This is a genomic window from Nonomuraea sp. 3-1Str (genome assembly GCF_031570565.1).
Classification (GTDB): Bacteria; Actinomycetota; Actinomycetes; order Streptosporangiales; family Streptosporangiaceae; genus Nonomuraea.
The window spans coordinates 473,102-495,444 of sequence record NZ_JALHBK010000002.1; the positions used below are offsets into that span (position 1 = coordinate 473,102).

General features: G+C 70.0%; 19 protein-coding genes and 1 tRNA gene. 12 read left to right on the forward strand and 8 right to left on the reverse strand.

Going from position 1 to position 22,343, the window contains the following annotated elements:
• Nucleotides 1–160 precede the first annotated feature (160 nt).
• The 8 genes from tmk to MTP10_RS06025 all read left to right on the forward strand — a co-directional run bounded on the left by tmk (nucleotide 161) and on the right by MTP10_RS06025 (nucleotide 9,217).
• Entirely contained in the window at nucleotides 161–2,206 is a 2,046-nt protein-coding gene (gene tmk / locus MTP10_RS05990) for a dTMP kinase (protein WP_310707985.1), read from the forward strand.
• A gap of 9 nt (nucleotides 2,207–2,215) precedes the next feature.
• On the forward strand, nucleotides 2,216–3,403 hold the full coding sequence (locus tag MTP10_RS05995) for a DNA polymerase III subunit delta' (RefSeq protein ID WP_310707986.1): 1,188 nt from the start codon (nucleotides 2,216–2,218) through the stop codon (nucleotides 3,401–3,403).
• Between the two features lie 346 nt (nucleotides 3,404–3,749).
• Entirely contained in the window at nucleotides 3,750–4,661 is a 912-nt protein-coding gene (locus MTP10_RS06000) for a permease-like cell division protein FtsX (protein ID WP_310707987.1), read from the forward strand.
• A gap of 327 nt (nucleotides 4,662–4,988) precedes the next feature.
• Complete coding sequence (locus MTP10_RS06005; protein WP_310707988.1) at nucleotides 4,989–5,531, forward strand: SigE family RNA polymerase sigma factor; 543 nt, start codon at nucleotides 4,989–4,991, stop codon at nucleotides 5,529–5,531.
• A complete protein-coding gene (locus MTP10_RS06010; protein ID WP_310707989.1) occupies nucleotides 5,528–6,562 on the forward strand; it encodes a permease-like cell division protein FtsX in 1,035 nt (344 codons plus the stop codon). The genes MTP10_RS06005 and MTP10_RS06010 overlap by 4 nt, the downstream gene beginning before the upstream one ends.
• 100 nt (nucleotides 6,563–6,662) lie before the next feature.
• A complete protein-coding gene (locus MTP10_RS06015; RefSeq protein WP_397334427.1) occupies nucleotides 6,663–7,502 on the forward strand; it encodes a stage 0 sporulation family protein in 840 nt (279 codons plus the stop codon).
• Between the two features lie 106 nt (nucleotides 7,503–7,608).
• Entirely contained in the window at nucleotides 7,609–9,057 is a 1,449-nt protein-coding gene (locus tag MTP10_RS06020) for an alpha/beta hydrolase (protein ID WP_310707990.1), read from the forward strand.
• A gap of 86 nt (nucleotides 9,058–9,143) precedes the next feature.
• A tRNA-Thr gene (locus MTP10_RS06025) sits at nucleotides 9,144–9,217 on the forward strand.
• A 187-nt stretch (nucleotides 9,218–9,404) separates the two neighbouring features.
• Here MTP10_RS06025 and MTP10_RS06030 read toward each other — a convergent pair.
• Entirely contained in the window at nucleotides 9,405–9,749 is a 345-nt protein-coding gene (locus MTP10_RS06030; RefSeq protein WP_310707991.1) for a hypothetical protein, read from the reverse strand.
• Between the two features lie 181 nt (nucleotides 9,750–9,930).
• On the opposite strand from MTP10_RS06030, the gene MTP10_RS06035 reads away from it, so the two are divergent.
• Nucleotides 9,931–10,281 carry a DUF1330 domain-containing protein gene (locus MTP10_RS06035; protein WP_310707992.1) on the forward strand — a complete coding sequence of 117 codons (351 nt, stop codon included), beginning with the start codon at nucleotides 9,931–9,933 and terminating at the stop codon, nucleotides 10,279–10,281.
• 1,066 nt (nucleotides 10,282–11,347) lie between these two features.
• Here MTP10_RS06035 and MTP10_RS06040 read toward each other — a convergent pair.
• Nucleotides 11,348–12,529, reverse strand: coding sequence for an FAD-dependent oxidoreductase (locus tag MTP10_RS06040; protein ID WP_310707993.1), 1,182 nt, complete (start codon nucleotides 12,527–12,529; stop codon nucleotides 11,348–11,350).
• 80 nt (nucleotides 12,530–12,609) lie between these two features.
• Nucleotides 12,610–13,542, reverse strand: coding sequence for an RNA polymerase sigma-70 factor (locus MTP10_RS06045; RefSeq protein WP_310707994.1), 933 nt, complete (start codon nucleotides 13,540–13,542; stop codon nucleotides 12,610–12,612).
• A 279-nt stretch (nucleotides 13,543–13,821) separates the two neighbouring features.
• On the opposite strand from MTP10_RS06045, the gene MTP10_RS06050 reads away from it, so the two are divergent.
• From MTP10_RS06050 to MTP10_RS06060, 3 genes are read left to right on the forward strand one after another with little or no spacing between them, the layout of a single operon-like run.
• The gene (locus MTP10_RS06050; RefSeq protein ID WP_310707995.1) at nucleotides 13,822–14,316 is read left to right on the forward strand and encodes a SigE family RNA polymerase sigma factor; all 495 of its coding nucleotides are present in this window, start codon (nucleotides 13,822–13,824) and stop codon (nucleotides 14,314–14,316) included.
• Nucleotides 14,309–15,541 carry a hypothetical protein gene (locus MTP10_RS06055; RefSeq protein ID WP_310707996.1) on the forward strand — a complete coding sequence of 411 codons (1,233 nt, stop codon included), beginning with the start codon at nucleotides 14,309–14,311 and terminating at the stop codon, nucleotides 15,539–15,541. Before MTP10_RS06050 ends, MTP10_RS06055 begins: the two co-directional genes overlap by 8 nt.
• Nucleotides 15,538–15,915, forward strand: coding sequence for a hypothetical protein (locus tag MTP10_RS06060; protein ID WP_310707997.1), 378 nt, complete (start codon nucleotides 15,538–15,540; stop codon nucleotides 15,913–15,915). Before MTP10_RS06055 ends, MTP10_RS06060 begins: the two co-directional genes overlap by 4 nt.
• A gap of 89 nt (nucleotides 15,916–16,004) precedes the next feature.
• Here MTP10_RS06060 and MTP10_RS06065 read toward each other — a convergent pair whose 3' ends face one another.
• From MTP10_RS06065 to MTP10_RS06085, 5 genes are all read right to left on the reverse strand, one after another.
• On the reverse strand, nucleotides 16,005–17,717 hold the full coding sequence (locus MTP10_RS06065; RefSeq protein WP_310707998.1) for an ABC transporter family substrate-binding protein: 1,713 nt from the start codon (nucleotides 17,715–17,717) through the stop codon (nucleotides 16,005–16,007).
• A complete protein-coding gene (locus MTP10_RS06070) occupies nucleotides 17,714–19,783 on the reverse strand; it encodes an ABC transporter ATP-binding protein (RefSeq protein ID WP_310707999.1) in 2,070 nt (689 codons plus the stop codon). The genes MTP10_RS06065 and MTP10_RS06070 overlap by 4 nt, the downstream gene beginning before the upstream one ends.
• Nucleotides 19,780–20,619 carry an ABC transporter permease gene (locus tag MTP10_RS06075; protein WP_310708000.1) on the reverse strand — a complete coding sequence of 280 codons (840 nt, stop codon included), beginning with the start codon at nucleotides 20,617–20,619 and terminating at the stop codon, nucleotides 19,780–19,782. Before MTP10_RS06075 ends, MTP10_RS06070 begins: the two co-directional genes overlap by 4 nt.
• Nucleotides 20,620–21,597 carry an ABC transporter permease gene (locus tag MTP10_RS06080; protein ID WP_310708001.1) on the reverse strand — a complete coding sequence of 326 codons (978 nt, stop codon included), beginning with the start codon at nucleotides 21,595–21,597 and terminating at the stop codon, nucleotides 20,620–20,622. It abuts the gene before it with no gap.
• Between the two features lie 357 nt (nucleotides 21,598–21,954).
• The gene (locus MTP10_RS06085) at nucleotides 21,955–22,314 is read right to left on the reverse strand and encodes a helix-turn-helix domain-containing protein (protein WP_310708002.1); all 360 of its coding nucleotides are present in this window, start codon (nucleotides 22,312–22,314) and stop codon (nucleotides 21,955–21,957) included.
• Nucleotides 22,315–22,343 lie beyond the last annotated feature (29 nt).

Here is a 22,343-nt window from a genome sequence, read left to right on the forward strand (position 1 = left end):
GCGGGACGGGGGGCCACAATGGCTGTTTCGGGGGCCCGTTCGCGGCCCGAAACCTGCGCGCCGCCCTGCCGACGTAATACTCTCAGCGGCGAGCCACCGGGCCTACCCGGCCCGTCTCACGCCTTCCCCGTCCCGGCGAGCACCTGGATACGCTGACATCATGACCGCCCCTGGCCGACGCCGACCCGCCAACGTGCTGGCAAACGCACCGTTCCGCCGGCTGTGGACGGCCATGTCGGTGTGCAGCCTGGGCGACTGGCTCAACATCCTGGCCCTCACCGCCCTGGCCGGCAATCTCACCCGGGGCGACGACTACCGCGTCCAGTCGCTGGCCATCGGCGGTGTGTTCATCGCCAAGATGCTGCCGGCCGTCCTGCTCGGCCCGCTCGCCGGGGCCTTCGCCGACCGGTTCGACCGGCGGCTGACGATGTTCGTCTCCGACCTGGCGCGCTTCGCCGTGGTGCTGTCGATCCCGCTGATCGGCAGCTACCAGTGGATCATCGCCGCGACCCTGCTCGTGGAGTGCGTCAACCTGTTCTGGGTGCCGGCCAAGGAGGCCACGGTCCCCAACCTGGTGCCCAAGGACCAGTTGGAGGCGGCCAACCGGCTCAACCTCCTGGTCACCTACGGCAGCGCGCCCGTCGCGGCCCTGCTGTTCGCGGCGCTGTCGGTGGCGGGCGACATGCTGCGCAGCCTCGTGCCGCCGCTGTCCGGAGTGGACCCGACGAGCGTGGCCCTCGTCCTCAACGCCCTGGCGTACCTGGTGTCGGCGTTCCTGATCTTCACGCTGCGCGACATCCCGCGGCGCGACGGCGCGATCTCCACCCCGTCGGTGCTCAAGCAGGTCGTCGAGGGCTGGCGGTTCGTCGGCGGCGACCGGCTGGTGCGCGGGCTGATCATCGGCATGCTCGGCGCGTTCGCGGCGGGCGGCGCGGTCGTGGGCGTCGCGAAGATCTACGTGGTGGCGCTCGGCGGCGGCGACGCGGCCTACGGCGTCGTCTTCGGGGCGGTCTTCGTCGGCATGGCGCTCGGCATGTTCTTCGGGCTGCGGCTGCTGAGCGGGCTGTCCAGGCGGCGGCTGTTCGGGCTGGCCATCACGGTGGCGGGCCTGGTGCTGGTCGCGATCGCGCTGGTCCACAACCTCGCGATCGTGGTCATGCTGACCGTGGCGCTGGGGGCGTGCGCGGGCATCGCCTGGATCATCGGCTACACGCTGATCGGCCTGGAGGTCGAGGACGCGCTGCGCGGCCGCACGTTCTCGTTCCTGCAGTCCACGGCGCGGGTGACGCTGCTGCTCGTGGTGGCCGCGGCCAACCCGCTGGCGGCCCTGTTCGGCGAGCACCGCCTCGACGCGGGGGAGCTGTCCTACCGGTTCGACGGGTCCAACCTGGTGCTGCTGCTCGGCGGGGCGCTGGCCGTGGCCGTAGGCATCCTGGCGCTGCGCCACATGGACGACCGCAAGGGCGTGCCGCTGTCGGAGGACCTGATCGCCGCGGTTCGCGGCGAGCGGTTCCGCTCCGAGGGGGCCGAGGACATGCCCGGGCTGTTCGTCGCGTTCGAGGGCGGCGAGGGCTCGGGCAAGACCACCCAGTCGCGCATGATCGCGATCTGGCTGCGCGACCAGGGCTACGACGTCGTGCAGACGCGCGAGCCGGGCTCCACCAAGGTCGGCATGCGGCTGCGGGCGATCCTGCTCGACGCGGCCGAGCGTGGCCTGTCGCCGCGCGCCGAGGCGCTGTTGTACGCGGCGGACCGGGCCGAGCACGTCGAGAAGGTCATCCGGCCGGCCCTGCAGCGGGGCGCGATCGTGGTCTGCGACCGCTACGTCGACTCGTCGCTGGCCTACCAGGGCGCCGGCCGCTCGCTCGACCGGCAGGACGTGGCCAAGGTCAACGCCTGGGCCACCGGCGCGCTGGTGCCGCACCTGACCGTGCTCATCGACACGCCGCCCTCCGTCGGGCTGACCCGGCTGGGCGGCGCGGCCGACCGCATCGAGTCCGAGCCGCTGGACTTCCACGAGCGGGTCCGCAAGGAGTTCCGGGCGCTGGCCGCCGCCGACCCCGGGCGCTACTTCGTGGTGGACGGCACGCTTCCGCCCGAGCAGATCACCCGCGCCATCCAGGATCGCGTCCACGAGATCCTGCCCGACCCGGTGCCCCATGAGGCCGAGGACGTGACGGGCACGATGCCGGCCATCCGCGACTAGCCTTTGTCCGTGACAGTTTCCACCGGCGTCTTCGCCGACCTCGTCGGGCAGGACCAGGCCGTGGCCGTGCTCTCGCGGGCCGCCGCGGCGGCGGGCGAGGCGGTCGGCGGCGGGCGGGGCGCGGGCATGACGCACGCGTGGCTGTTCACCGGCCCGCCCGGCGCGGGCAGGGAGGACGCGGCGCGCGCGTTCGCGGCGGCGCTGCTGTGCCCCGACGGCGGCTGCGGCCACTGCGACCAGTGCCACCAGGTGCTGATCGGCTCCCACCCCGACCTGGAGTCCGTGCGCCCCGCCGGGTTGTCCTACAGCGTGAAGCAGACGCGGGAGCTGATCCTGCGGGCCGCCGGCGCGCCCACGCAGGGCAGGTGGCGGGTGATCCTGTTCGACGACGCCGACCGGGCCACCGAGTCCGCCGCGAACGCCCTGCTCAAGGCCATCGAGGAGCCGCCGCCGCGTACGGTGTGGCTGCTGTGCGCCCCGGCCCCCGACGACATGATGATCACCATCCGGTCGCGCTGCCGCCTGGTCACGCTGACGACTCCCGGCACCGAGGCGGTCGCGCACGTGCTGGCGACGCGCGACAGCGTGCCGTGGGAGACGGCCCGGTTCGCCGCCCGCGCCGCCCAGGGCCACATCAGCCGGGCCCGCGCCCTCGCCCTGGACGAGAACGTCCGCAGGCGGCGCGAGGCCGTGCTCGGCATCCCCCGGTCGCTCACGGGCGTGGGGGAGTGCGTGTCGGCCGCCGAGCGCCTGGTCAAGACCGCGGAGGAGGAGGCCGCGGCGGCCACGGCGACGCTCAACGAGGCCGAGACGACCGACCTGCGGCGCCTGTACGGCGAGGGGTCCACGGGCAAGGGGCTCAACCGGGGCCTGGTGCGGGGCGGCGCTGGCGCGCTGAAGGAGCTGGAGGACCGGCAGAAGTCGCGGGCCACGCGCATCAAACGCGACTCGCTGGACGCCGCGCTGCTGGAGCTGGTGTCGTTCTACCGTGACGTGCTGGCCATGCAGTTCGGGGCGACGGTGGAGCTGGCCAACGACGACATCCGCTTCGACCTGGACCGCACGGCGCGGGAGTCGACACCGGAGGAGACGCTGCGGCGCATCGGCGCGATCATGCGCTGCCGGGAGCGGCTGGAGGCCGCCGTCAACCCGCAGATCGCCATCGAGGCGATGATGCTGTCCCTCCGCGGAGCGTAAGATCACTATCTTCTACGGCACGGCCAAGTTGCCCCACCCGCCGTCGTGGATCGCCGTCTGTCACGGCCGGTCGTGAAGGCTCACGGGCTGCGCGCCGTGACGAGCGCATAGCCGGCCGTCTTCTTCGGTTGGCGTCCACGTGGGCTCTGGCCGGCGGTTCTGCCGGCACAGCGAGGCCCACGATCGCGGGACGGGTGGCGGCTCTCGGCCGAACTCTTGAGGAGGCATGGTGAACAGCCCTGTGGAAGACCGCCCGCGCGAGGCGTTCCTCGAAGCTGGAGCCGAGTCGGAGGCCGGTGCGCTGAGGCCGCTCGTCGTGCCGGACGGCCGGTGGATGCGCATGGCCATGAGGCTGGCAGTGGTCGCGGCGGCGGTCGTGGTCGCCGGGGCGGGGACCGTGTGGGACGTCACGGCCTCCCACGCCGACGAAAGAGCGGCTGTGGCGACTGCTCGGACACGGGTTCCCGTACGGGCCGATGTGTTGGTGTTCCTCTGCACGGGACGGGAGAAGGACCACGAGCTCTGTCATCGGCGGGCCGCCACCGAGGAGCAGAAGAAGGCTCTGGCCGCGTCCCTGCGCGAGGTGCCCGGAGTCGCCAAGGTGACCTTCGAGGACCGCAGAACCGCCTATAAGCGCTTCCGCACGGCGTTCGCCGGCCAGTCGGACATCGTCTCCAAGGTCCGGGCGGCGGACGTACCGGAGTCGTACCAGGTAACGGTGCTCCCCGGTACGAAACTGGAGAAGGTGGTGGCAGCGGCGAAGAGGACGCCGGGCGTGGCTCTGGTTTCCGATCGGACCATGACCGACGGCTACAACCCGGCCCGCTTCAAGGGGGCGGACGACGTCACGGTGTTCCTCTGCGGGGCCTCGTCCCCGGAGTCCTCGTGCAGGAAATACGAGAGAAGCAAGACCTTGAAGCGCGGCAAGGGCATCACCGCCGATGACAGGAAGAAGCTCGGGCGTGAGATCAAGGCGATGCCCGAGGTCAAGAAGGTCGACTTCGAGGACCAAGCCGAGGCGTACGCCGGTTTCCGGAAGGAATTCGCCGACAACAAGGCTCTTCTGGCCGCCACGAGCGCGAGTGACATGCCTGAGTCGTTCCGGATCCAGCTCAAATCCGATACCGACTCCTCCAAGGTGGCCGCCACTCTGGAGAAGCGGCCGGGTGTCGCCCAGGTGATGGACATGAGGTGCTTCGCCGCCGGCACCAGACTCTCGTCGGACCACGGGATCGAGCGAGAAGGCATCTGCGGCTGAACACCTCGTCTCATCACCACGAGCGGGCCCGCGCACGTGGTGGGGCAACGGAACGCCGCACCGCCCCGAGGCTTCTACGGCACGGCCAAGTCGCCCCACCCGCCGTCGTGGGTGGCCGTCTGTCATGGCCGGTCGTGAAGGCTCACGGGCTGCGCGCCGTGACGAGCGCATAGCCGGCCGTCTTCTTCGGTGTTCGATGCCCCTCGCGCCCACGTGAAGATCGTCCTCAGTGCCCCGTACGAGGGATCGCCCGGCGCGAACATTCCGGCACCCCGATCACCGTGCGCGGCAACGGGATCGGAGGCCCGAGCAGCAAACGAGCCCCCCATGCGTCTCTGTGATGTGGAAGTCGAACTGCTCTCCCAACGGGAGGCCCGGACCCGGGACCGCGTCGATGTCGCGGCGATCTTCGCCGAGCATCACGTGGGCCTCGTACGGCTGGCCCTGATCATGGTCGGTGACCAGGCGACCGCCGAAGACGTCGTCCAGGACGCCTTCGCCCGCACTCACGCGGGGCGATCCCGGCTGCGCGACCCCGACAAGGCGCTGGTCTACGTCAGATCGGCGGTGCTCAACGGGTGCCGGTCGGTGCTGCGCAGACGCGCCACGGTGTTCCGGCGTGCCGTGCCGTACGAACCGCCGGTCTGGTCGGCGGAGAGCGCCGCCCTGGTCGGCGAGGAGCGCCGCCAGGTGCTGGTGGCCCTGACCGCGCTGCCGCCCAGGCAGCGCGAGGCGCTGACGTTGCGCTACTACCTCGACCTCACCGACCAGGAGATCGCCGAGACCATGGGGATCAGCGGCGGTACGGCGAGGTCCACGATCGCGCGAGGGCTGGCGGCTCTCGGCCGAGCTCTTGAGGAGGCATCATGAACAGCCCTGTGGAAGACCGCCTGCGCGAGGCACTCACCGAGGCGGGGGCCAAGGTCGACACCGGCGCGCTGCGGCCGCTGGTGGTGCCGGATCGGCGCCGGTTCCGGGTGGACGTGCGGCTGGCCGCCGCGGCGGCGGCGGTCGTGGTCGCGGGGGCGGCGACCGTCGCGGGGTTCACGGTCTCGGGTGCCGGGAAAGAGGTGAGCGTGGCGTCCGCCCGGGCGCAGGCTCCTGACCAGGCCGATGTGTCGGTGTTCCTGTGCACGGGGCTGGAGTTGGACAAGAAGGCATGCCAGGGGCGCGCCGCCACCGAGCAGCAGACGAAGGCCCTGGCCGAGTCGCTGAGCAGGCTTCCCGGGGTCGCGAGTGTCTTCTTCGAGGACCGCAGGAGCGCCTATGAGCGCTTCCGCAAGGCGTTCGCCGACCGACCGGACATCGTCGCCAAGGTGAAGGCGGACGACGTGCCAGAGTCCTACCGGATCACGCTCGAACCGGGTTCGAAGCCGCAGCCGGTGTCCGCTGCGGCCAAGGATATGCCCGGCGTGGCGCTGGTCTCCGATCGGACCATGACGGAGGATGCCGCGGCCTTGCGCAACAAGCCGGTGGACATCTCGGTGTTCCTCTGCGTTGGCTCATCCGACCTGCCCTCCTGCAAGAGCTATGAGGCGAGCCGTAAGACCTCGAAGCACGGCAAGGGCATCACCGCCGAGGACACGGACAAGCTGGCGCGCGAGATCAGCGCGATGCCCGGGGTCCAGAAGGTCATCTTCGAGGATCAGCGGCAGGCATACGAGCAATTCAAGAAGGCGTTCGCCCGCAACAAGGCCCTTCTCGCCGCCACGGAGGTCACGGACATGCCCATGTCGTTCCGCGTCAGCCTGACAACCGGGACCGATTCCGCCAAGGTGGCCGCCACCCTGCGGACACGGCCGGGTGTCGCACAGGTGGTCGACCAGAAATGCAACCTCGCCCAGTTCATGCTCATGGCGGACCACGGTATTTCGCGAACGCTCACGAACACCTGCGGCTGACACCCTCACCACGAGCGGGCTCGCGCACGTAGTGTGGCAACCGAAGGCCGTAAGACCCCCGAGGCCGTCAGGAGGCGAGCTGCAGCCCATGGGCATGATCATGGCCGTGAGCTTCACACGCTACGGGAGGCTCTACTACCTCGATCCGGGTGGGCACACGCCCAAGGTGGGCGACAAGGTGCTGGTGCCCACCGACGCGGGTCCCGAGGTGGCCGAGTGCGTGTGGGCGCCGCAGTACGTGAGCGAGGACATCGACGGATTGCCGGTGTGCGCGGGCGTCGCGGGGGAGGAGCAGCTCACCCGCGACGAGACCAACAAACGCCGCCGGGCCGAGACGCGCAGCGTGGCCAAACGGCTGATCAAGCGGCACGCGCTGCCGATGAAGGTCGTGGGCGTCGACTACCTCGACGAGGACAACGTCTTCACGGTCTACTTCTCGGCCCCGCACCGGGTCGACTTCCGCGCGCTCGTCCGCGACCTGGCCCGCAACCTGCGGGCCAGGGTGGAGCTGCGGCAGATCGGCCCGCGCGACGAGGCGCGTCTGCAGGGCGGGATCGGCCCCTGCGGTCGCGACCTGTGCTGTGCCACGTTCCTCAAGGACTTCGAGCCGGTGTCGGTGCGCATGGCCAAGGACCAGGACCTCCCGGTCAACCCGTTGCGCATCGCGGGGGCGTGCGGCCGGCTGATGTGCTGCCTGAAGTACGAGCACCCGCTGTACATGGAGACCCGGCAGCGGATGCCCCGGGTCGGCAGCCGGGTCAGCACTCCGCAGGGCGAGGGAAGCGTGGTGGGGCACAACGTTCCGTCCGACACGGTGACGGTCCGCCTCGACGACGGGGGCCGCCGCTGCGCCTGCCCGTCGGCCTCGGTCTGCTCACCCCGTCAGCAGCACGAGAAGATGTACAGCCCGGAGCCGGGCACGCCCGCTCAGGAACCGTGACCACACCAGGGCCGTGCTCGGTACACACACGGACCTCAGGCAAGAGGGGAAGGGGAGGCCCGGGCGCAGCGCGACGGCGGCCATGTCGGGCGTAAGATCGCCACCCATGTGGTCCCGTGCCCTGGCCGTTCTCGCCGCGGTCGCGCTCCTGGCCACCGGCTGCACCCGGGAGGAGCGGCCGGGGCCGGGGAGCGGCGGCCTGGCCTGGTCCGGCTGCGGTGACGGGTTCCAGTGCGCGAAGCTCGCGGTGCCGCTCGACCACGCTGACCCGGGCGGTGAGCGGATCCGGATCAGCGTCATCCGGCTGCCCGCCACCGGCGACCGTATCGGGTCACTGGTGCTCAACCCGGGCGGACCCGGCGGATCCGGGGTGGACTACGCCAGGGCGGCGCAGTCCGTGGTGAGCGCCGACGTACGGGCGAGATTCGACATCGTCGGGTTCGACCCGCGCGGCGTGGGGGCGTCCGCGCCGATCGAGTGCCTGGACGACGACCGCCTCGACGCGTTCCTGGCGCTGGACGCCACCCCGGACGACGCGGCGGAGGAGGCGGCCCTGGAGCGCGGGTCGCGGGAGTTCGCCGAGGGTTGCCGGGCCGGGGCGGGCAAGCTGCTCCAGCATGTGGGCACGGTGGACGCGGCCCGCGACATGGAGGCGCTGCGCGAGGCGCTGGGCGACGAGAAGCTGACGTACCTCGGCAAGTCCTACGGCACGTTCCTGGGGGCGGTGTACGCGGACCTGTTCCCGGGGCGGGTGCGGGCGCTGGTCCTGGACGGGGCGGTGGATCCCGCCCTGTCGAGGTTCCGGTTCAACACCGACCAGGCGGCCGGGTTCGAGGGCGCCTTCCGGGCGTACGTGGACGACTGCCTCTCCCGCGGCGACTGCCCGTTCCGGAGCCGCGACGCCGACGGCGCCCTCGACGAGCTCACGGCGCTGCTCCGCCGTACGGACAGGCGGCCCCTGCCCGGAGGCGACCGTGAGGTCACCGAGACGCTGGCCCTGCTCGGCGCGCTGACGCCGCTCTACAACCGCGGTAGCTGGCCCACGCTCACCGAGACGCTCACCCAGGCGATGAAGGGCGACGGCACGATGCTGCTCCAGAACGCCGACCTGCTCCTCGGCAGGGGACCCGACGGTTATTCGAACCAGACCGAGGCCAACATGGCCGTCAACTGCATCGACGGCGCGTACCCGAAGGACGTCGCCTCCTACGCGAAGGCCGCCGCCGGCCTGGCCCGGACGGCGCCCCGCTTCGGCCCGTACATCGCCTGGAGCTCCCTGCCCTGCGCGTACTGGCCGGCCCGCCCCACCTTCCAGAACCACCCGCTCGTGGCCAAGGGCGCACCGCCGATCCTGGTCGTCGGCACCGAACGCGACCCGGCCACCCCTTACGCCTGGGCCAGGTCCCTGGCCGGCGAGCTGCAGTCGGGGGTCCTGCTCACGTACGAAGGGGACGGGCACACGGCCTACTTCAGCGGGGACACGTGCGTGGACACGGCCGTGGACCGCTACCTGATCACCGGCGCGCCTCCGAAGGACGGCACCACGTGCCCGTAGCGGGCGGGGGAACGGCGCAAGATCGCGGGCCGGGCGGGAGCGAATACCCCTCGGGCTCCTGTAGACTTCTTCACGCTGCACGGCACGCCGCCTTAGCTCAGTCGGCCAGAGCACTTCACTCGTAATGAAGGGGTCTGGGGTTCGAATCCCCAAGGCGGCTCCCAGGTCAAAGGCCCTCCCGGTTCGTCCGAGAGGGCCCTTTGTGTGGGCGGACAGCAGCGAAGTACAGCTACGGGTTCTCACCGTCGAGGCTGGCGTTGAGCTGGTCGAGGAGCCTTGCGGGTCTCTGCGCCGGCGATCTGGGTGTAGACGGCTGCCCGGTCTCTTGTGGGCGGACGGTCCGTGCGTCAGGCCCAGTAGTCGCGCTCGGGCAGTCGCATCCACACGTCGGGTGAGCCAAGGATTGGCCGGGCGTCGGCCAGGCGCAAGTCCGCGCCGGCACAGCAGTAGGCCACGGCGCGGAAGTGATAGAGGCAGGTGGCGAGGACCTCCTTGGCGGGGTCGTCCGGGGAGACACGGCCTCCGCCGAGATGCGTGTCCCAGGCTTCGAGGGCGCCGTCCCGGGCGACGCGTCCCTGGTTGCCGCTCTTGGGGTTGGCGAACATGGCGTCCCGGGTTGGCCCGAGGACTTCCCCACGGCGCAGGCCCAGGACGAGCATGAGGACCCAGGCCGCGTACAGAGGCTTTTCCACGGCCCACAGATCCTCGAAGAAGGCCCGAGCGTCATCGACGCTCCTCGCCATGTCTGGCAGCCATTTCGGGGCTAAGTGGGCCTGCGATGGCAGATCGCCTACCTGTCAGGTAATCGCCCTGCCTACCAAGGGCGTGTCAGGATCGTGAGCGCACCGAACACGACTCCACCGGGAGGACACCATGCCGGCCTACGTCATCGCCCACCTGCAGGAGGCAGCCCCGCACCCGGAGATCGCCGAGTACATCGAACGGCTCCCCAGCACCTTCGAGCCGTACGGCGGCCGCTACCTCGTCCACGCCACCCAACACGAGGTGAAGGAGGGCAACTGGCCCGGACATGTCGTGATGCTCGGCTTCCCAGGGATCGCCGAGGCACGGGCATGGTGGGACTCTCCCGCGTACCGGGAGATCGCGCCGCTGCGCTCGCGGCACATCGAGACCGACCTCATCCTGGTCGACGGCGTGCCCGAGAACTACGTCCCGACGGCGGCCGTCACTGCGATACGGGAGGCGGCGGCCCTGCCCGCGTAGGTCAGCGTCTGGGATGACAATGGCCATCTCTACGTCAGTGGCTGAGGTAGAGATCGTCGCGCCGAGACTGGGACCGCCATCGACTTGATCATGGTCGGGCTCTACTGGCTGTCACCAAGCGAAGAGGAACGCTTTGCCCGCTCGACCAGACAAATGGAGACACTCGCCCGCCCACTGCGGTACTCGTTGCAGAAGGCCGCAACAAGGGGCTCTCACTGACAGCCGTCCTGCAGCGTCTTCGCGAAGACGTCAGCTGCAGCAGGCTCTGCCGAGCGGATCACGTGGGCGTAGACGCGCAGGGTGATCGCGGGGTCGGTGTGGCCGAGGTGAGCCGCGACGGCGCGGACGGGGACGGCCGGCCAGGAGCAGCAGGGTCGCGTGGACGCGGCGCAGGTCGTGCAGGCGGATCATCGGTAGTGGGTCGGTGGCGGTCCCGTTGTGGGCCTCGATGAGCTTGCGTGGCAGGCCGGTGACGGTCGTGGGGTAGATCGGGCCGCCTCAAGCCGTTGTGAACACCGTGTCGTCATTGCCCTTCCAGGAGTCGCCGACGCGGGTCTTGTCGGCTTCCTGCGCCTTCTGATGCTCGCGGAGTACGAGCGCTGGTGTAGACGGCCAGGTGGAACCGGCCCCGTAACGTTCGAAGCCTGCTACCGGCGGCACATCGACGCTGTCAGGCGGTGTTCGACTCGGCGCACACATACCGCCCGGGCAAGGGCAGCGAGATCGCGTGGCTGTACGGCGTCGCGCGCAACAACGCCGCCGGGAACTCGCCCGGGATTACGTGTCCGTCTGAGAAGCGGCTGACGTGGGGGCGCATGTTCTGCGCTCCCAGCAGCCCCACTGGCCGATGATGTTGTGCTCGGTCCAGGGGATCTGTGCCGGCGTGAGCGCCTTGGACGGGCGGCGTTCCTTGCCGCGCGGGCTTCCGCTCGCCCGGAGGCGGGATGACGTGGACGCGGCACCTGCTCTGTACCGCTCGCATCAGCGGCAAGGCACGCCCGAGCAGTTCGCTCGTACGCAGCGGCCGGGCGAGCGGGCAACCACGCTCGCCCGGCAACGCTCTTCGTCATGACCGGGTGAGGGGTCGGGTCTCCACTGCGCCGGTGACCGCGAGGTGGCGGCGGCGGCTCGGCATCATCATGGTCGGGTGGTAGATGCTCCAGGCCGCGCTGGCGCAGATCATCTCCTTGATGCGGGCGGCGGTCCGGCCCGTGAAGACGGTGGACGTGACCTGGTCGTCGGGGGTCACGCGCTGGATGATTCCATCGCGGCGTCCGAGGCTGATGCACTGCACGGAGTAGCCGATCGTGGTCTCGGGAACCTTGCGACCGGTCAGGCGCGCGGCGATGACGTCGGCTGCCAGCCACGCCATCGGGTTCGCCGAGGCGCAGGACATGCGCAGCGGCTTGCCACCTGCTCCTTCGGCGAGCGCGGCGTCGCCGACGGCGTACACGTCGGGGTGCGAGACCGACCGCATGCCGGCGTCGACGACGATCCGGCCTGTGTCGGACACCTCAAGGGTGGTGGCGGCCGCGATCGGGTGCACGCTGAAACCCGCGGTCCACACGGTCACCTGGGCCCGGATCTTTCGGTCCGCACCGGTGACCACGCCGTCCGCTTCGACGCGCGTGATGTCGGCATGGTCGTGGACCGTGATGCCGAGCCGGTCCAAGGCGCCGCGCAAGTGGTGCTGGGCCTTGTCGCTGAGCCAGCCGCCGACGCGGCCGCGGGCGGCGATCGCGACCTCAAGGTCCGGGTGGGCTTCGGCGATCTCGGTGGCTGCCTCGATGCCGGTCAGGCCGCCGCCCACGATCAGCACGGTCTCACCGGGCTTCGCCTCGCTCAGGCGCGCCCGCAGTCGGAGAGCGGCCTGCTTGCCGGCCACGTTGTGGGCGTGCTCCGCGACACCAGGGACGCCGTGTTCGGCGCCGGTGCTGCCCAGGGCGTACACGAGGGTGTCATAGGCGAGGGTCTCACCGCCGAGGTCGACGGTCTTGCCTTCCACATCGACAGCGGTGACCCGCGCGGTCCGGAGCTGTACGCCGGTGCCCGCGCAGAGGTCGCGCAGGGGGCGAGGCCGCAGATCCTGCCCGCTCGCGAGCTGGTGCATGCGCACCCTTTCGACGAACTCCGGGTCGCCGTTGACCAGGATGATCTCGACGTCGTCGCGGTGCAGCCGCTTGGCGAGGCGGCCGGCGGCGTTGGCTCCGGCGTACCCGGCTCCCAGGACGACGATGCGGTGCTTCATGGCTGGCTCCTATCTGGTTGCTTGCACCTCCTGAACCGGACAGGCGCGCGATCCCTGACAGGTAATAAGTGTGATCTGGGTCACCAATGCGCCACCTGCGCGCGATGAGGTCCAGCGGCCGCCCACTGGCGCGCGATGCGCTGAAGCTTGTCGGGGTTGACCTGGATGTGGACCGAGGCGAGGCCGTCGGGGGTCGCATCGAGGCAGAGCACCCCGATGACCTGCTCGTCGACCTCGACCAGCACGGCAGGACCGCCGTTGACGACGACGGCGTAGAAGGCGGGACTGCCACTGACCAGGGCGCGCTTGGCATCGCTCGGCTGGAACAGAGCACGCAGGTACTTCGCGATGTCCATCGCTCCGAGGACCGGGGTCCTGCGGGCATGAACCTTGCCGCCGCCGTCGGCCATGCTGACCGCGTCGTCGGTGAGCAGCCGGATCAGTGGCTTGGTGTCGCCGCTGAGGGCCGCGGCGAGAAACTCCTCGACGATCCTCCGGGCGGCGCCCGCGTCGATCTCCGTGCGGGATCGTTCGACCGCCAGATGCTGCCTGGCGCGCCGGTAGATCTGCTGGCAGTTCGACTCGGTGATGTCCAGAATCTCGCTGATCTCGCGGTGCCCGTACCCGAACGCCTCGCGCAGCACATACACCACGCGCTCATTGGGGGACAGGCGCTCCATCAGGGTGAGCATCGCCATGGAGACCGACTCACGCTGCTCGAAAGTGTCGGCGGGGCCGAGCATCCGATCGCCGTCCAGCACCGGCTCAGGGAGCCACTGCCCCACGTAGGTCTCCCGCCTGGCCCGCGCCGAGGTGAGCTGGTTGAGGCAGAGATTGGTGAGCACCTTCGTCAGCCACGCTTCTGGCGTCTCGATCCGTTCCCGGTCAGCCGCATGCCAGCGCAGGTACGTGTCCTGCACCGCGTCCTCCGCATCACCGGCCGATCCCAGCAGCCGGTAGGCGATCGCCTCCAAACGGCCCCTTGAGCTCTCGAACAGATCGGCCTCGTGCATGCGGAGCGACATTGCCCCATGATCGGGCATAAGCGCAGGCCGCGTCCACATTTGTCCACCGTGATCCGGTGACGGCGGGCGGTCCCGGTGTCGGACAGGCGGCGGGCGGCGTCCAGCACGATCCGCGCGTGATCCCGGAGGAGTACCGCGCCGGAGTCGTCTTGGCCAAGGGCAGGGTCGGGCCCCGAGTAGGCGCCGGGTGACGCGGGGCCGCGGTATTTTCCGCGGGTCACTCAACCATCCGGCGGGCTGCCGTGTCCTTGGAGGCTGGAGGTACGAGTGGACGACCCGACGTTTGAGAGTTTCGCGGCGCAGCGGCTGCCGGCGCTCTATCGCTACGCCATGGTCCTGACCCAGAACAGGCACGACGCCGAGGACCTGGTGCAGGAGGCGCTCACCCGTACCGGTCTCCGGTGGCACGCGATCAGGCGCAAGGACGACCCGGAAGGGTACGTCCGCACGGCCATGGTCCGCATCATGGCCAATCGCTGGCGGCGGCCGAAGCGCGAGGTGAGCATGGCGGCCCCGCCCGAGGCCATGGCGGAGGACCTGGAGCTGCAGCGCCTCCTTGACGACGACGGCCTGCGCTCCAGGGTCGCCGCGTTACCTCCGCGCATGCGAGCCGTACTGGTGCTGCGTTACGTCGAGGCCCGTGGTGACGAGGAGATCGCCCGGTTGCTCGGCTGCAGCCGCGGGACCGTCAAGAGCCAGGCGTCGCGGGGGCTCGCCAGACTGCGTGAGGCCGTCAAGACCGAGGAGGTAGAGCATGGATGACCTGGAGCGCCGCCTCGCCGCGCTGCTCAGCGAGCCGTCCGCGGACGATCCGCCGCCCGGCCTGGCCGATCGGATCCATCGGGCCGTGGCCACGCGCCGCAGGAACAGGCGGGCGCTGGTGCTGGCCGCCGCGGCCGGGGCGACGGCCGTGCTGGTCGCCGTGCCCCTGGCCGTACGCGGCGGGAACGGTGACGCCACGGCGACGGCGAAGCTGAGCCCGGCGCCCGCATCGACCCCGGCGTCGATCAGTGGCCGGGCCGCCTCCTCCGAGCCGACCGTGACCATGACGCCGACTCCGGACCAGGTGAACCTCACCGCCCCTGCCGGCGTCCTCCTCGAAAGGGCCCTGCGTGAGCTCATGAACGTGACCAGCGTCGTGGACGTCGGGGGCCGTACTGAGCGGGGCGAGCGGTTCGTGCCCGCGGCGCTGGGCAGCGACGGGACGGTCCTCGGCTCGACGCCCGACGGGCAGGTGGCGGAGGTGGGCGCGAGTGGCGGCACGCCCAGGGAGCTCGGCATCGCGGCGCGGTCGGGGCTGGGGACGGCCACGGGCTTCCGTACCTGGACGGAGGGCTCGGCGGCCGACCAGCGGTGCCGCACGGCGGACGGGACCACGCGCACGATCAGCCCGCAGGGCACGGACCCCCGCGCGCAGGTCTGGGTGGACGGCGGCGTGATCGTCGGCAGCGACGTCATGCGGCAGCCCTGGGTGGCCAAGGGCTGCGCGGGGGTGGGCACGGTCGTCAGGGACGGGAACCCGGCGAGCGGAGAGGCTGTGGCGTTCTCCTACCCCTACCTGTTCACCGCCGAGGCGGCGAACGACAAGGTGCTGCGCATCGTCGACGTCGAGACGGGGAGGGTGGCGGCCGAGCATCCGCTGCCGGAGGGGGTCCGCGCGCAGAGCATGGCCGAGCCGGACCAGGAGTGGTACGCGGCGGCGTCCGGGAAGTGGTTCGCCTGGGTGGCCGGCGACACGCTGCGGTGGGTGCCGCGTGACTCCTGGGGGCCGGTGTCAGAGCTGCCCGGAGTTCCGACGCCGGAGAAGGGCGTTTCACCGTGGATGACGGCGGGCAACCGGCTCGTCACGTACAACACCGGGGCCTACTCGTTCCTGCTCGACCCGGTCACCGGCCGGCGTTACAAGAGCCCGGACGTCATGCTGGCGGCGGGCGAGTGGCTGCTGTGGAGGAACGGCGACGGCTACCGCCTGGCCAACCTCCGTTGAGGTCTCCCACGGGCGTCCTGCTGCTGCTCGTCGCGACCCCGTCGGCCGTGAACCTGGCCGGCGGGGGACCCACCTGGATCTGGACGCCGTCGCTGCCCGCCCCCCTGCTGCGCCTGGTCGCGGAGGCGGGGCTGCTCGACGCCTGGCTGGTCGCCGACCTGCTCGCCGCCGTGGGGATACTCGGCGGGCTCGCGGTGGCGGCCACGGCCGCGCGGGACCTGGTCGTGGCCGCGACGCTGCTCGCCCTGGTGGCCGCCGTCAGCCTCGCCGCCGCGGCGGCGGCCGGGGCCTGGCTCCCCCTGGTGTACGCCCTCGCCTACACGGCCGGGCTCATGCTGGTGCTGCGGGCCGGCAACCACCGGCGAGGCGGGTAGCAGTCCGGGAACGCGAGAACCCGGGATCAACGCGACGACCCCCGGCCGCCGAAGCGGGCCGGGGGTCGTCGCGTGCCGTTCGAGACGGATCAGCCGGTGAAGCCGATGGTGGTGTAATCCAGCGACTGGTAGCCCTTGGCGCCCCAGTTCGCCAGGGTCTTCTTGGTCGCCTGGATGTCGGGGCGCTGGTACAGCGGGATCGTGTGCACCATGTCCCAGATCAGCTTGTCGGCGGCGTTGCCCTTCTCGATGGCCTTGGCCGGGTCCATCTCGCCCACGGCGGCGTCGATGGCGGCGTCGAGGGCCGGGTCACTGCCCTTCGGGAAGTTGCTCTCGGAGCCGGTCTTGTAGATCTGCGGCAGGGAGCCGATGGGCAGCGGCGTGCCGATCCACGAGAACGGAACCAGGTCGAAGTCGCCCTTGATGATGTAGTCGGTGAAGAACTTGTCATCGGGGACCGGGCGGATCGTCAGCTTGATCCCGGCCTCCTTGAGCATGGCCTGGGTGAGCTCGCCCTCCGTCTTGGCGTACGGCAGGCCCGCCGGGACGGTGAAGCTCAGCGCGAACTCCTTGCCGTCCTTCTTGCGGTAGTCGCCCTCCTGCTTCCAGCCGGCCGCGTCGAGCAGCTGCTTGGCCTTGTCCAGGTTGTACTTGCCGAGGTCGCCGGAGTTGTCGACGTAGCCCTTGTGGTTGTTCATGAAGACGTGGTTGCCGAGCGTCTGCAGCGGCCAGTCCATGTCCTTGAGGTCGGACTGGGTGATCACGTCACGGTTGATCGCGTACGCGACGGCCTGGCGGACCGACTTGTCCTTCAGGAACGGGCTCTGGTTGTTGACCGTGATGTGCCGCCAGTTCGGGCTGAGCGCCTTGCGGATGTCCACGTTCGGGACTTCCTTGGCCCGCTTGAGGTCGGCGGGGCTGCCCGGCGGGATCTCCACGCCGTCGAGCTCGCCGTTGGCGAAGGCGTTGACCTGCGCGGCGGGCGTCTCGATGGTGCGGAAAATGATCTTTTCGAGTTTGGGCTTCCTGCCCCACCACTTGTCGTCGCGGACGACGGTGAGGGTCTTGGTGCCCTCGTCGATCTTCTCGACCTTGAAGGGCCCGCCGGTGACCGGGATCTTCTGCAGGTAGTTCTTCTCCTCGGCCTCCGGCGTCTCGTTGGCCGAGGCGGGGTAGAGGTGTGGTCCGCGCGAGAGCAGGCCCTTCCAGTCCGGGTACTGCTTGGCGAAGGTCATGACGGCGACCTTGTCCGAGGAGCCCTTGGTGACGGACTCGATCCGGTCCCAGCCGTCGGTGGAGGCCGGCTTGTACTTCTTGTTCTTGCCGTTGTTGGCCTTCCACATGGCCTCGACGTCCTTCCACCCCATCGGGGTGCCGTCGGACCACGTGGCCTTCTCGTTGAAGGTCCAGGTGACGACCTGCTTGCCGGAGGACGTGTCCAGCTTTACGTCGCTCAGGTAGTCCGGGTTCGGCGTGAAGTTCGCCTCGGAGTCGGACACCATCGGCTGTGGCATGATCGTATCGAGCATGTCGGTGGTGTCGATCTGGTTGCCGTCGACGTGGCTGCCGTTCCACTGGCTCGGCCACTGTCCGACCGCGAGGGTCAGGGTGCCGCCGTCCTTGACCTGCTCGTAGGGAACCGGGTTGATGCTGATGGCCGGGGTCTCGGCCATCTGCTTCTGAGCTTGCTGCGACTGCTCGGCGTTCGGCTTCTTGGCGTCGCCGCCGCTGCCGCCGCCGCAGGCCGCGACGGCCATGGCGAGGAGCGCAAGTCCCGCTGCCGCCCGGTATCCAACCTTCACTGTTCCTCCTGGTGTTCCGAGGCCGTGATGACCTCGATCTCCTCCGCGAAATGGCAGGCGGCGCCGTGATCCTTGGCGCTCGCGAGCCGGGCAACCGAGGGCTCCTCGTCCACACACCGCCGCTGCTCCGCCTCGCTCAGGCGGGCGAACTTCGGGCAGCGGGTGCGGAACCGGCATCCCGACGGGGGATCGGCCGGGCTGGGCAGGTCGCCTTCGAGCAGGATCCGCTTGCGGCTGCGCTCCAACTCGGGGTCGGGCAGCGGGATCGCCGAGAGCAGCGCCTGCGTGTAGGGGTGGGCGGGCCGGTCGTAGACGTTCTCGACGGCGCCGATCTCGGCGATCCGTCCCAGGTACATGACCGCGACCCGGTCGGCGAGGTGCCGCACCACGGCCAGGTCGTGCGCCACGAACAGGTACGACAGCCCGAGCCGGTTCTTCAGCTCCTCCAGCAGGTTGATGACGCCGGCCTGGATGGAGACGTCGAGCGCGGAGACCGGCTCGTCCAGCACGATGAGCTTCGGCTCCAGCGCGAGGGCGCGGGCGATGCCGATGCGCTGCCGCTGACCGCCGGAGAACTGCTGCGGGTAGCGCTGGGCGTGGTCGGGCGCCAGCCCGACGAGCTCCAGCAGCTCCGCGACGCGCTGCGACACGTTCTTGCGCCCGTGGGCGCGCAGCGGCTCGGCGATGATGTCGCCGACCGGCATGCGCGGATCGAGCGCGGCCATCGGGTCCTGGAAGACGATCTGGAGGTCGCCGCGGAGCGCCTTGCGCGCGGACTTGTCCAGCGTCGAGCTGTCCTTGCCCAGGACGACGACCCGGCCGCGCTGCGGGGCCTCCAGCTGCATGATCTGCTGCAGAGTGGTCGTCTTGCCGCAGCCCGACTCGCCGACCAGGGCCAGCGTCTCGCCCTCGGCGATGTCGAAGCTGATGCCGTCCACGGCGTGGACGGTGCCGACACGGCGCTTGAACACCGCGCCCTTCATCAGCGGGTAGTGCCGGATGAGGTCGTCGAGCTCCAGGACGGTCGCGCGCTGCTCGCGCGGCACCCGCGCCACGTCGCTCGGCGGGATGACCGGCACGGGGAAGACGTCGGCGCCGGTCATGCCCTTGTGCTCGATCTCGCGCGAGCGGATGCAGGCCACGTGCCGCCCGCCGCCGATCGCGGTGAGCGGCGGCTCCTCGTCGTCGCACGCGTCGATGTGCATGGGGCAGCGCGGCGCGAACGGGCAGCCGGGCGGCAGCGCCGCCGGCGAGGGCGGGTTGCCCTCGATGGGGACGAGCGTGTCCTGCTCGCCGTCGACACGGGGGATCGACGCGAGCAGGCCCATCGTGTACGGCATGCGCGGCCGGTAGTAGATGTCGTCCACGAGGCCCTGCTCGACGGGCCGGCCCGCGTACATGACGAGCACCCGGTCGGCCATGCCCGCGATGACGCCCAGGTCGTGGGTGATCATCACGATGCCGGCGCCCGTCTCGGCCTGGGCGGTCTTGAGCACCTCCAGGACCTGCGCCTGGATCGTGACGTCGAGGGCCGTGGTGGGCTCGTCGCAGATGAGCAGGTCGGGGTCGTTGGCGATGGCCATGGCGATCATCGCGCGCTGCCGCATGCCGCCGGAGAACTCGTGCGGGAACGCCTTGGCCCGCACGGCCGGATGCGGGATGCCGACCAGGTCGAGCAGCTCGACGGCGCGCTTGGTGGCCTTGTCCTTGCCCAGCTTCTGGTGGACCCGGACGGCCTCGGCGATCTGGTCGCCGATCGTGTAGACGGGGGTGAACGCCGAGAGCGGGTCCTGGAAGATCATGCTGATGGCCTTGCCGCGGACCCGGGTCAGCTCGCCCTCGCCCATGCCGAGCAGCTCCTGGCCGTGCAGCTTGACCGAGCCGCTGACGACGGCGTTCTGCGGCAGCAGGCCCATGACGGCCAGCGAGGTCACGGACTTGCCGGAGCCGGACTCGCCGACGATGCCGAGCACCTCGCCGCGGGCGACGTCGTAGCTGACGCCGCGCACGGCCTGGATCTCGCCGGGGAAGGTGACGGTGAGGTCGCGGACCTCCAAGATGCTCATGAGTTGCTCCCGGGATCGAGCGCGTCGCGCAGTCCGTCGCCGATCAGGTTGATGCTGAGCACCAGGAGCACCAGCAGGCCGGCGGGGAAGGCGAACAGCCAGGGGTAGCCGGTGGCGTTGCGGGCGCCCTCGGCGATGAGGGTGCCGAGCGACACGTCGGGCGGCTGGATGCCGAAGCCGAAGAACGACAGGGCGGCCTCACCGATGACGGCGCCGCTGACGTTGAGCGTGGCGTCGATGATCAGCAGGGACGACAGGTTGGGCACGATGTGCCGCAGGATGATCTTCCAGCGGGGGATGCCCATGTAGAGCGCGGCCTGGACGTACTCCCGCTCGCGCAGTGAGAGCGTCATGCTGCGCACGACCCTGGAGGTGATCATCCAGGCGAACGCCGCCAGCAGCACCACGAACCAGAGCCACGAGGCGCCCCGGAGCCGGGGGGAGATGATGGCGATGATGAGGAAGCTGGGCAGGACGAGGAGCAGGTCCACGCCCCACATCAGCACCTTGTCCAGCCAGCCACCGAAATATCCGGCGAAGGCGCCGACCAGCGCGGCCAGGCCCGTGGCGAACAGCGCGACCAGCAGGCCGATGACGATCGACTTCTGCATGCCGCGCAGCGTCACCGCGTACATGTCCTGGCCGATCGAGGTGGTGCCCCACCAGTGGTCGGACGAGGGCCCGGACATGAAGGCCAGGAAGTCCTTGTCCGTCCAGTCGTAGGCGCCGACGAAGGGGCCGAGGTAGGCCAGCGCGATGAGCAGGATCAGGGCGATGCCGCCATAGCGGGCCTGCCGATTGCGCAGGAGCCGCCGGAGTACGACCTTGGAACGCACCTAGCTCACCCGCACCCGAGGATCGAGGGCCGCCACCAGCAGGTCCGACAGGAACGCGGCGAACAGCACGCAGACCGCGGTGAACAGACTCACCGCGGCGACGGAGTTGACGTCGTTCTGGTTGATCGCGTCGATCAGCCAGGCGCCCATGCCGTGCCAGGAGAAGATCTTCTCGGTGAAGATCGCCCCGGTGAGCATGGTGCCGAACGCGAACGCGAAGTACGTGGCCGACGGGATCAGCGCGGTCCGCAGCGCGTGCTTGAACAGCGCCGTCCTGCGCCTCAGCCCCTTGGCCATGGCCGTGCGGACGAAGTCCTGGTTCAGCACGTCGAGCATCATGTTGCGCTGGATGCGGCTGTAGAAGGCGACCGAGCCGAGCGTGAGCGAGATGGTCGGCAGGATCAGGTGGTTCAGCCGGTTGAGGAACAGGTCCAGGCCCGCCAGCCTCGGGTTGTACTCGCCGGTGTACTCGATCAGCGTGAAGCCGAGCCCGCGGTTCAGGCTGTACGTGGCGATCGCCAGCAGCGTGGCCAGCAGGAACACCGGGATCGCCATGACCACGAACGAGCTGACGCCGATGGCCCGGTCGCTGAATCTGTACTGCCGCACGGCGGAGTAGGCCCCCACCCCGACCCCCAGCGCGAACCCGAGCAGCGTGCCGATGAGCAGCAGCCGCAGGCTCACCATGATCCGGCGGCCCATTTCCTCGTTGACCGAGCCGCCGTTCCAGGTCTTGCCGAAGTCGCCGGTCACGACGCCTCCGGCCCAGGTCAGGTACCGCTCGAAGACCGGGGTCTTGTCGTTGAGGTTGTAGGCGTCGAGGGTCGCGTCGATGACCTCCTCGGCGACCGGGGGCTGGCGGCCCTCGTACGCGCCACGAGGGTTCATGGTCGTGGCGGCGAGCATGTACGCCAGACTGGCCGCCAGGGCAATCAAGATCAGATTGGTTGCCAGCCGGCGGAGCAGGAACTTGCCCATTTCCCTCCGTACGCCGTGCACGGGGGTCGAAGTCCGAGCCGGAGGGCCCCCGCAACGAAAAGCTGTCGTGCGCCACTGGGCCCACTAGATGTGGGGACGACACGCAAGCCGCAGAATATCCACGCAAACCTCGCAGTTAGCAAAACGTCGGCATAACAGTCAGGTCACTACACAAAGTCGCGACATGATCTCTCTGCGCCGGGAAGCGCCGTGAGCTGCGGCGAAGCGCCGTTTGGTGGTTTTTTCCGCGGCCCGCGAGGGAGGCAAGTGTCACAAAATCCGGACAAACCTGACGGCGACGCAGAGTAAGCGGAACGTTAACGAACGCCTACCTTGCCAGGCTGTGAGGACGCACGGTCAGGCCAGATGGCGATCGCGGGCGTCGAGGAGCGTCGCCATGTGCTCCTGTGCCCAGGAGCACATCGCCGCCATCGGCTCCAGCACGGTACGGCCGAACGGGGTCAGCTCGTACTCGACGCGGGGCGGGATCTCGGCGTACGCGGTGCGCGTGACGAGCCCGTCGCGCTCCATCGCCCGCAGCGTCGCGGTCAGCACCTTGGGCGTGATGCCGCGCAGCGGCACCTGCAGCTCGGAGAAGCGGCGGGGGCCGTCCTCCAGGCATCGGATGATCTTACCGGTCCACTTGTCGCCGATCTGGATCAGCGGCGTGACGTTCGCGCACTGGGCGAACATGTCCGGATGGAGGGTGTCGGTCACTTTGCCGAGCGTACGTAACTATCGTTGCG

Coding starts and splice junctions, on each gene's coding strand:
- MTP10_RS06080 (WP_310708001.1), bottom strand. CDS start 21,597: ATGGGCAAGTTCCTGCTCCGCCGGCTGGCAACCAATCTGATCTTGATT.
- tmk (WP_310707985.1), top strand. CDS start 161: ATGACCGCCCCTGGCCGACGCCGACCCGCCAACGTGCTGGCAAACGCA.
- MTP10_RS06015 (WP_397334427.1), top strand. CDS start 6,663: ATGGCCGTGAGCTTCACACGCTACGGGAGGCTCTACTACCTCGATCCG.
- MTP10_RS06005 (WP_310707988.1), top strand. CDS start 4,989: ATGCGTCTCTGTGATGTGGAAGTCGAACTGCTCTCCCAACGGGAGGCC.
- MTP10_RS06070 (WP_310707999.1), bottom strand. CDS start 19,783: ATGAGCATCTTGGAGGTCCGCGACCTCACCGTCACCTTCCCCGGCGAG.
- MTP10_RS06045 (WP_310707994.1), bottom strand. CDS start 13,542: ATGCACGAGGCCGATCTGTTCGAGAGCTCAAGGGGCCGTTTGGAGGCG.
- MTP10_RS06035 (WP_310707992.1), top strand. CDS start 9,931: ATGCCGGCCTACGTCATCGCCCACCTGCAGGAGGCAGCCCCGCACCCG.
- MTP10_RS06000 (WP_310707987.1), top strand. CDS start 3,750: ATGAGGCTGGCAGTGGTCGCGGCGGCGGTCGTGGTCGCCGGGGCGGGG.
- MTP10_RS06020 (WP_310707990.1), top strand. CDS start 7,609: ATGTGGTCCCGTGCCCTGGCCGTTCTCGCCGCGGTCGCGCTCCTGGCC.
- MTP10_RS06010 (WP_310707989.1), top strand. CDS start 5,528: ATGAACAGCCCTGTGGAAGACCGCCTGCGCGAGGCACTCACCGAGGCG.
- MTP10_RS06040 (WP_310707993.1), bottom strand. CDS start 12,529: ATGAAGCACCGCATCGTCGTCCTGGGAGCCGGGTACGCCGGAGCCAAC.
- MTP10_RS06055 (WP_310707996.1), top strand. CDS start 14,309: ATGGATGACCTGGAGCGCCGCCTCGCCGCGCTGCTCAGCGAGCCGTCC.